This window comes from Butyrivibrio sp. XPD2006 (genome assembly GCF_000420865.1).
Taxonomy (GTDB): domain Bacteria; phylum Bacillota; class Clostridia; order Lachnospirales; family Lachnospiraceae; genus Butyrivibrio.
The window spans coordinates 1-9,972 of the sequence record NZ_ATVT01000026.1 but is presented as its reverse complement, the minus strand read 5'-3'; the positions used below and the strand labels follow the sequence as shown (position 1 = coordinate 9,972).

The window sequence follows — 9,972 nt, the reverse complement described above, 5'->3', positions numbered from 1 at the left end:
ATGGCATTTGTATCGATAAAGAAATGATTTTTGATACACTTTTGGTTTATGTATAATAGGGATTGAAAGAATATATTCCAGTTAAAACTGACAAAGACAAATCGAGATTTGTAGGGAACATGTTATGAAATACAATTTAAACAAGGAGCTTTCAAAAATGGGAAAGAAAAAAGCTCCATCTAAAATATATTTATATCCATTAGTGAATGTTTTCTTTCAGATGTATTCATGTAAATCAGATGATGATGTTCTTGCAACAGACCATTATATGTACGGATATAATGGTGCAAGGCTAAAAACTATTTTGATTGAACCTAAGCATGCTGAGAAGGAATTACCTTGTATTATTTTTTACCATGGTGGAGGCTTTTTATTGAGAGCATCAAAAACTCATTATCAAATAGCCAAATGGTATGCTTCAAAAGCTAGATGCAAGGTGGTTTTTGCTGATTATCGTTTGTTGCCAAAGTATAAATTTCCAGTTGCGATTGAGGACTGTTTTGAAACATACAAATGGGTATTGAATAATGCTGATGCATTAGGTATTAGTAAAAATAAGATACTATTGGCGGGGGATAGTGCTGGTGCAAATATTTCGGTGGCAGTAACGTTGATGTCAAAGGATAGAAATGTTCCTTGCCCTAAGGGCAATCTATTGATTTATCCAGTTTTAGATAGGCGGATGAATACTGCATCAATGGAAAAGTATACAGATACGCCAGTATGGGATTCTCGCCGAAATAAGATGTTTTGGAAAGCTTATTTAAAGGAATATACAAATGAGCAAATAAAGTATGCGTCGCCGATGGAAGCAGAATCTTTAGCGGGCTTTCCTAATACATATATTGAGGTTGCTGAATTTGATTGTTTACATGATGAAGGAATTGAATTTACTAATCGTTTAGAGATTGAAAATGTTGATGTAGTGCTTTATGAAGTAGAGGGGGCATGTCACGGTTTTGAAGACGTGCTAAATAGCGATCTTTTACATAAATGCATTGATCGTCGAGTAAGATGGATTAAAGAACAATTTTCATAGCACATCCCTACATTAAAAGAACCAGGATTAGTCAGTTTCAATAACTGATTAATCCTGGTTTTGTTTATTATCACAGTAGACCCTCAAACCAAACCCTAAAACCAGACCCTCAAACTAGACCCTCAAAATGATTGACCCTCAAAAACTTTGAATACCCGTTTTTGTATGGGGTAAAAAAAGTATGGTATGATATTTAGAGAAATAAATATCTGAATTACAGATGCAGTCGGCAACAAAGGTTTTGTGCACAGTCGCGGAAGGGGATGTACATGGATACTTTTGCAGGAAGACAGATCACGGACAGGATACACTTCAGGAAAAAGAAATTTCCCGGGAGGAAGAGCGTTAAGAGAATTGCTGCCCTGACAACACTTCTTATGGTGCTGGCTGCTTTTTTGGTGCCTGCCTTTGCACTTCCCGCCCTGGCTGAGGATGGGGGCTTTACCATGGAGGTTCCCTTTAAACTGCAGTACGGAAGGGAGGATATCTGGACCAATGGTACCGGCAACTCCAGGCACTATCTGACCATGTGGGAGCACGGCCCTAACATGTTCTTTCAAAATGATCTTATAAACGCCGGTAGTATGCAGGTGACCCATGACAGCGCGGGATACCACCTGAGCGTTGATCCCGTAAAGATTGAGGAAAAGACCGGCGATTCAGAGCTCTATCACTTGAACACACTGGACCTTGGCTACATGAGCTTTACAGCCAGGGATCCAAAGCTGATAACCATAGAGGACGGGTACAACGCCAATTTCTATGCCTATAACTTTGTCCTTGATGCTCCGGTGAGGTTCTATCAGAAGCTGGAGATATATTACTCCGAGGACAGATATCAGGGGACCCATGAATACCAGCTGAACATAGAGCACTGTACCCTGACAGTGATGGTAGGGGTGCGTAAGGACGAGGTCGTGCCCGAGACCGGCCAGTATCAGTTTGAATTCCAGGGAACACAGCAGTACATAGATACGGATCTCAACAAGAACGAGACCACCACCATTGGTGACGACTATGAGGAAGAGCCCTCATATTACATTTTTTACTGGGAGGGCAGTGAAAGGCCCCTTACTCTGAGCGGGATCGGCGCTCCGGCTGCCGTTGATGAAAGCACCCAGGAGGAAGTGACGCAGAACGCCTCAGAGACCGCCGGGGAGACAGGTACGGACTTCAGCACTGACATCGTGGAGGGCGACGAAGAAAAGGAGGAGCCTCAGAAAGATGATGATGAGGGCAGTATATCTCTTCCGGGAGCCGTAGCGGTGGGAGTGGGCGCTACCGCTGCAGGAGCGGCAGGCGCAGCTGCAGCAGCTTCATCCTTAAGCGGAGGAGCCGAGACTGCAGAGGAAGATAAAAAGCGCTACAGGATGTACGTGGGAAAGAACTTCGGAGATGCCATAAGAAAGGGCGCCAGTCCTGTGGCCGTCACTGCAAGGATAGCAGAGATTGGAAAAGGCGGAGAAAAGAGCAGGGACGATCTGACGAGGAACATCTCTGTCTCCGGTACCGGAGTTAGCATAGTGTCCGCAGCTCTCAAGGGCTCGGTACTTGAGGCTCTTGTCAGCGCAGATGAAGCCTCCCAGGCCAAAGAGGGAACCGTGACCTTCTCCTATGCGGGACTTGGCGGAAACTTCAAAAACAACATCGTGTTCAGACTGGTGGGCAAGCCCTACCTGAGATTCCCCGAGATTACTGCAGGGGGCGATAAGTGGACCCTGAATGCAGACATCTGGGTTGATATGATAGCGGGCGATGAAAAGACCTATCCCGTCCTCATATATTTTGAGGACGCCATTGGTGACCCTACAGTCCTTAAGTTTGGCGACAGCGATGACCTGAAGGTGTCATCAAGGCCGGCAGACAGGCTCCACACCTTCTACGCCGACATAGCAAACAGAACCCTTAAGATCGAGGGGGACGGCTCTGCCTTTGCAGAAATTGAGGAGAGGTACGTCTCTGTCCATGCGGAGTTTGAGAACGGCGATCAGGTGGACGGGATCATCAACATAAGGCTCTATCCGGAGGGACTGGTGGTAAGACCTGACCCTGAAAGGGTTGAAGACTCACAGATGCTCCTTAATGCCTATGAGGATGACATCTTCTACGGAGATGATGTGGCGCCTACACCACAGTTTCTGCCTACAAGGTTCAGGGTGATGGTAGCTCTTTCTACAAAAGACGGAGCAAGGATAATAGATGGCGACAAGGCCGGGATCAAGATGGGAAAGCTCATAGGAGAAGAGGGCGCAGCAGCGGGCCTTGCCGAGAAGTTCGACTATGAGCTGTCAAACGTGGGATCTGAGTATACCATGGTCTCAAAGAGGGCCATTGTGGAGGCGGACGTGCCATTTCTCATGAAGCTTCCTGTGTCCTGTGAAGTTGAGGGAGAGCTCTTTGAGGCAGAAGTGCCAGTGAGGGTTCTGGGACTTAAGCCCGCGCCTCTCCAGGACTGGCAGATGGAGCTTAAGAAGGTCATCTACGCCATCAAGAGGTTTGTGGATGACGGAGAGAAAAGAACCTACTGGGTCATGATCCTTAAGCGTCACATGGACAGCGGCAATTACTCCGCCTACACCCTCAGGATGATGTGGTGGGGTATCTACTACGAGTACTATGATTTTGAAGTTTCGGTGGGAGCAGGTTACCTGTTTAAGGCCGAAGTGGTGGACTGGATGCTCTCCGGAGCAGAGCTCACCAAATGGGTCTGCGGCGTTGCCTTTTCCTACTGCGCAGACGCCTATACGGGCAACCCGATTGCAGGTGCCTTTGTCCAGATGGCCTATGAATTTGCCATGGACAGTATAGAGGAGCTGACAGATGCCTTCATAAACGGCAGGAGCTTTGACTATGAAAGGCTCAACAGCTTCAAGCATATAGCAGATGCCGGAGACAATATCGCAGGCTCCATGATGACTGACTCCCTGGTGATCGGAAAGCCGGGAGTTAAGATGCAGAACGCCAAGTTCATCGGAATGTACTTTGGCTTTCTGGTGATAAAGAATTTCCTTGATAAGATGAATAAATCCGGAGAGATTGACCTTCCGGGAGCTATATTTGCTGCCCTGAAGGACATGACCACCACCATGTTCAAGGTTATAGCGGGACACCTCTTTGGTGCCTGGATCAAGAACCGCGAGTTCCAGAAGCAGGCCACCAACAGACTGGCCAAGTATATCGCAAGAGGCTACACGACCTTTAAGGGCGACAAGCTGGTCAAAGGCGGAGAGCTTGCCAAGAAATTCCTGGAGGAATGCGTGGGCGAAGGCGTTGGAACCATTATCGAAGCTGCAGAGAATAAGTACCAGACCTCGGAGTTTGGCGTTGCTGAGAACGGTGACTTCACCATTACCTTCAGGCTCTGGGAGAGCGAGGGGAGCGATCCTATATGCTGCCGCATCAATCTCACGAAGTCATTTACATTTGCTTTTTACGGGCCCTACAGCCCGCTGGTCATCCTGTATGATCTCATCTTTGGGCAGCTCACCGGAGAGCCGGCTATGGTCTCCTTCCCTGAGGATCCCAAGCAGGTGAGACAGAGAAGGATGAAAGAACGTCTTCAGACAGCTAAGCTGTACGACGATCAGAATTAAAGGGGGTGGCAGGTATGGCAAATTTCTGTAGGAATTGCGGTAAGCCCCTGGAGCCCGGGGCAAAGTTCTGCACGGAGTGCGGCTTTAAGATCATGGAACCAAAGAGCAGCGCAGGGTTTGGGGTAAATAAAGGTGTTAGTGCGGCAGCAAATGCCCATTCCGCTGCGGCTGATATGGCAGGAAGAGCTGCCATGAATATTGCAGAGACTGTTGCAGGTGAGTTTGGAGCGCCTGCGGCAGCTGCGGTGAAAGAGGGCACTAAGCGCATAAAAAAGGGAGGGATAGCCGTAAGCGCAATCCTTCTAATTGGCGTGTGGATCGCCCAGATCGCGCTCATGAGGATGAATATCGAAAACCCCATGACCAGGATCCTCAACTTTGCCACCTATGCAAGGGGCGGCATGGACAGAGGGATAGCAGGCCTTTTGGGAGGCACTATAGGAAGGGGCGTCTTTGCCTCTGCCTTTGTGACCCTTCTTGGAGGCGGGGCCGGGATGGTAGCCGCGGGCTTTAGAAATGTCTTTTCCGGCAAAAGAGCTTCTGAGGGTTTGGAGAGCGAGGGAAAGGGCAGCTTTTTCCTGGCCCTTCTGGGAGCCGTTCTGGCCATTGTGCTGTACTGGATATTTAACGGCAATCTGAAGCTTTCGGGAATCATGGCGGGCGTTGCGGGAATACTGGTGGCAGCCAGGAGCCTGGGAAGCAGGGCAGGAGGACTGTACCGCTTTGCATCTAAGCTTTCGCCCATAAAGTCAGAGGGAGGTAAGCTTCCAAATCCCGCAGGAGCAAAGAGCCTTCTGACCGGCCTGATGACGGGCTTTACCCTCTCAGTGGCAGCAGCCGCAGGAGCAGCAGGTCTTTCGGCAGCAGGACTGTCAGCTCCGGGGCCCTTAGACGACCTTATCCCGGGACTAATTCAGCAGGATAAGGAGGAGCCTGAAAAAGAGGAGGAGCCTTCCGAAGAACCTGAGAAGGACCAAGGCCCAGCAGTTTCAGAGGAGGACCTTGCAGGACCTGCTGAAAGCGAAGAAGCCAAAGCCACTGAAGAAGCTGAAGATAAAGAGAAGGATGCACCGGCTCAGGAGAGCGAAAAACCGGCGGATGCAATGGATTTCCTTCTGGGAGAGAGCGAGTCAGCACCCCCCTCCGGCGAGGGAGAAGCGTCATCTGAGGACTACTCCCAGGGGCTTGACGGCTATACTCCCGCCACATATTCTGTCACCGGCGGAGAGTGGACTACCCTCCAGTCGGGAGAGAAGATATACACCCTGGCAGACGGCGCGGAAACCATGAACGTCTGGGTTGAGGACAAGGACAAGTACTACTATGTGGACTATTCGGGCTGCCTTATGAGGAGCAACTACGCCCAGGACGGATACTGGGCCGGCGAAGACGGCTCATGGGATCAGAGCAAACCCAGGAGGACAGACGACACCCAGCCCGTCAGCGGAGCGGAGTACGGCACAGACCCCAAGGTCACTGTGGAGATACTCAATTACTCCGACGACTCCCACTACGCCATTGCGACCCGCAGGTACTCCTTCGGCTACGAAGAGGAGTTCAATGTGCTTCCTCTTGGGAACAGCACATATCTGCTGGAGGGGAAGGATGATTTCAACTCCGGGCTTTTGATGTCCGTATCTGAGGATCAGAGCACACTGATCATATCCGGGGCAGGGACCACTGAGGTGTACAGGAAATAGGGAATAAAGTTAAAAACGTAAGTCAATGGGGACAGGGAGTCCCCATTGACTCCCTCTTGATTTAGGAGGAACGGGTATGGAAAAGCTGCTTTATTTTATTACCACTGTATGCGGGAAAATACAGGTTGTGTCTGACCTTTTCTGGGATTTTCCCACGAATCTCGGGTGGTATTCAAGTATTCCGATATTGGGGAATTTCTCACTTGCGATCATTCTTCTTATCGGCTCGGGAATCTACTTTTCTATCAGACTGAGGTTCATCCAGGTAAGAAAGTTTAAGCACGGCATAGAAGTACTTAAAAACAGTAAAGCGAAAACAGGGATATCGCCTTTGGCAGCCTTTTTCTTATCAACTGCAATGCGAGTTGGCCCCGGAAATATCCTTGGTGTCACAGGAGCTGTTTCTGTGGGCGGTCCGGGGGCGCTTCTCTGGATGTGGATCTCTGCATTCTTTGGGATGGCTACTGCCTTTGTCGAGTCCACGCTGTCACAGATTTTTAAGGAAGAAAAAAATGGAGAATATATCGGTGGTATGTCTTTTTATGGACGAAGACTAATGAAGAACTCCGCTGTGGTCGGCGTTGTGTTGTCACTTATGTATATAGTTTATGCTATTTTATGCTTCCCTGCTCAGGGCTTTAACACTTTATCAGCAATGGGGCAGATATGCAGCATCATCAGCGGGACAGAACTTCCTACAACACACCTGGTTTATTGGATTGGATTTGCAATAATCATTATTGCTACAGTATCCGTATCCTTTGGTGGAACAAAGAAAATATCCAAAGTGACTGATGTGCTTGTTCCCGTCATGGCAGTTGTATATGTGGCTACTGTACTGATCCTGATAGTGATTAACTTCAGACGTATTCCGTGGTTTTTCTATGCTATCATTACAGAAGCATTCAAGCCGGAAGCGGTTTTTGGCGGAGCATTTGGAGTGGCACTTATGCAGGGAGTTAAGAGAGGTCTTATGTCTAATGAAGCAGGACAGGGTACCATTACGATGCCGGCAGCAGCTTCAGACGCTGCACACCCATGTGATCAGGGATGCGTTCAGGCCATTGGCGTATTCCTTGATACTATCGTAATCTGTACTCTCACAGGTTTCGTTGTAATCATGGGCAGGGTATGGCTTACTGATGCGGCAGATGCGTGGTTTGAACTTGGAAAACTCCCCAAGTATCTGGCGTCTGTAGCAGAGCTTACACCGGGAAGTTCCTTTAACAGCCTGGTGACATTGCTGATATCCCTTTGTTTTGGGCTTTTCGCATTTACCTGTCTTCTCGGATTTATGTCGTTTTCAGAGATCTGTGCAAACAGAATAAGTAAAAGTGCAGCATTTATCAATATGATCCGGTTGATTGACATCGCAGTCATATGCTTTGGAATGCTTACATCAATTGTGGGCATGGATCTTGGAGCACTATGGGATCTGTCTGATTTTGCCAATATTCTTATTGCCTACTGTAATATACCTCTTTTGTACATCGGATTTAAATACGTGAAAAAGGCTCAGGAACACTTTGAAAAGAACGATGGGACGCCGTTTACATCAAAAGTGATCGGAACTGATGTGGAAATTTGGGACAAAAAAACAGGGCCTGCGTTTAGCAAACCCTGATAAATACATAGTCGAGGCGACAAGATTCGAACTTGCGACCTCTGCGCTGCTTAAGGATAAGAACGAGAGAGTAATTATCCTGTAGAATTGGATGGTTGATAGTCCTTTTCTTTAGCTAAAATAATATTAAATTGAACGTATATCTGAATCGTATCAATTAGCAGCCTCCCACACCTCTTTTCCCGCCCCAAAACCGTACCAAAATGAACGACCGTCCATTTTGAAATTGATTCTCGCAGTAGAAAATCTCTATTAATGTGTGTTCACAAAAACAGTTGTTTTCGTGAACGCTTTTCTATGGCTCTTTTTGACGGTTATCGAAAAATCGATGTTTTTGTTCGGGAAAAGGTTCAAAAACAATTCGTTAACAAATAGCAAAATTTCCAAATCTCTTCTAATATTTGAGATTTGGAAATTTTTCTATTGACGAATTATCCTGGATGGACACAAAAGGAAGTGAATTAGTCTCTGCGCTTGAACACTTTTGGAATGGATGGGTTACCGCACGTCAAGAGAAAGATGTCATTTTGGTTGTATGTGCTTCTGCAACTTATTGGATGATGGACAACATTGTCAATTCTAAAGGGGGATTGCACAATAGACTAACTGGGCAAATAAGACTTAAACCATTTACCCTGGCAGAGTGCGAGGAATACTTAACAACAAAAAAGATAGCCTTTAATCGACATCAGATTATTCAATGCTATATGATTCTTGGTGGGGTGCCATATTATTGGAGTTTGTTGAAAAAAGGAAAGAGCCTGCCTCAGAATATAGATGAATTGTTCTTTAAAGAAGGAGCTTTTCTTCAGGGAGAATATGACAATCTATATAAGGCTCTTTTTAATAAACCTGACCAGTATATTAGGATAATTGAAGCTCTTTGTAGTGTAAATAAAGGCATTACAAGGGAGGATATCTGCAAAAAAACCAGGATTCCCAGTTCGGGGGATCTTACAAAGAAACTTAAGGAACTTGAAAACTGCGGTTTTATAAGGAAGTATGTTCCTTTTGGCGCAGAGAACAAAAACGCCTTGTACCAACTAATAGATAATTACACACTTTTTTATAATAGATTTTTGAAGAACAATGCATATGATGAAAACTATTGGAAAAATGCGAGCAATTCAGGCGAATTAAATGCGTGGACAGGAATAGCATTCGAAAGAGTCTGCCTTGAGCATATTGCTCAAATTAAGGACGCTTTGGGAATCTCCGGAGTGCAAACTGAAGTTAATTCATGGAAGTGTGAATCAGATTCTGATAGAGGATTACTGGGATCTCAGATAGATCTTTTAATTGTAAGGAAAGATCAGGTTATTAATGTATGCGAGATGAAATACTCAGAGTCAGACTATGTTCCGGATATGGCATTTGATAAAGCGATGCGAAGAAGAATATCTGACCTACAAAAGGCTACAAGAACCAAATATGCAATTCATTCTACATTGATAACCACATATGATGTGGAAGAAAATTCTTATTATGGGAATATTCAATCCATAGTAACAGGAGAAGATTTATTCAGTTAATATGGGGAATAATATATGCTGATAGCCTTTTTTATAGGGAGAAAATTAGCGAGAGAGGATAAGGCGGTGAAGATTCTGGGAGTTCTTGATTGGATCTCAACTGCAATTATTGTGGGAATATACGTACTTGCATTTTTCGTTATGGCGATATGGTGATATAAATTCAAGTTTGTCGGGATGATGGATAGCGTGTTATCTTTCAGTATAACTACGCAAGGAAATAAATATGAATATTTTATTGGAAACAGACAGATTAAAAATATCAGAAATGACAATGGATACACTATATGAGTTTTGGTGGATATTTTCTTAGATAATTAACTCAGAAGATAATGATCAGAAGAAAACCTCTATCTCACAATGGCGAGATAGAGGTAATTTGTATATTATTTCAACTTACACACTCGTTACTTACTTAAAATATTTATCCCACTGTGTGTACTCCAAAAATTATAAAGTATAAGAACGCAAACACATTTGCAAA

Annotated in this window: 6 protein-coding genes; all 6 read left to right on the top strand. The window is 45.7% G+C overall.

The features are described 5' to 3' along the window. The first annotated feature begins 157 nt into the window (after positions 1 to 157). The 6 genes from G590_RS0117720 (at position 158) to G590_RS21465 (ending at position 9,644) form a co-directional block, all read left to right on the top strand. Complete coding sequence (locus G590_RS0117720; protein WP_022766977.1) at positions 158 to 1,039, top strand: alpha/beta hydrolase; 882 nt, start codon at positions 158 to 160, stop codon at positions 1,037 to 1,039. Positions 1,040 to 1,308: 269 nt separating this feature from the next. Continuing rightward, on the top strand, positions 1,309 to 4,632 hold the full coding sequence (locus G590_RS0117715) for a hypothetical protein (RefSeq protein ID WP_022766976.1): 3,324 nt from the start codon (positions 1,309 to 1,311) through the stop codon (positions 4,630 to 4,632). 14 nt (positions 4,633 to 4,646) lie between these two features. Beyond that, on the top strand, positions 4,647 to 6,332 hold the full coding sequence (locus tag G590_RS0117710) for a zinc ribbon domain-containing protein (RefSeq protein WP_022766975.1): 1,686 nt from the start codon (positions 4,647 to 4,649) through the stop codon (positions 6,330 to 6,332). A 76-nt stretch (positions 6,333 to 6,408) separates the two neighbouring features. Further along, positions 6,409 to 7,956 (top strand): alanine/glycine:cation symporter family protein, encoded by a 1,548-nt coding sequence (locus G590_RS0117705; RefSeq protein ID WP_022766974.1) that lies wholly within the window; start codon positions 6,409 to 6,411, stop codon positions 7,954 to 7,956. Positions 7,957 to 8,396: 440 nt separating this feature from the next. Next, positions 8,397 to 9,488: an AAA family ATPase gene (locus G590_RS20180; RefSeq protein WP_051142179.1), complete on the top strand. Its 1,092-nt coding sequence runs from the start codon at positions 8,397 to 8,399 to the stop codon at positions 9,486 to 9,488. 15 nt (positions 9,489 to 9,503) lie between these two features. Further along, on the top strand, positions 9,504 to 9,644 hold the full coding sequence (locus G590_RS21465) for a hypothetical protein (RefSeq protein ID WP_022766972.1): 141 nt from the start codon (positions 9,504 to 9,506) through the stop codon (positions 9,642 to 9,644). The last annotated feature ends 328 nt before the right edge of the window (positions 9,645 to 9,972 follow it).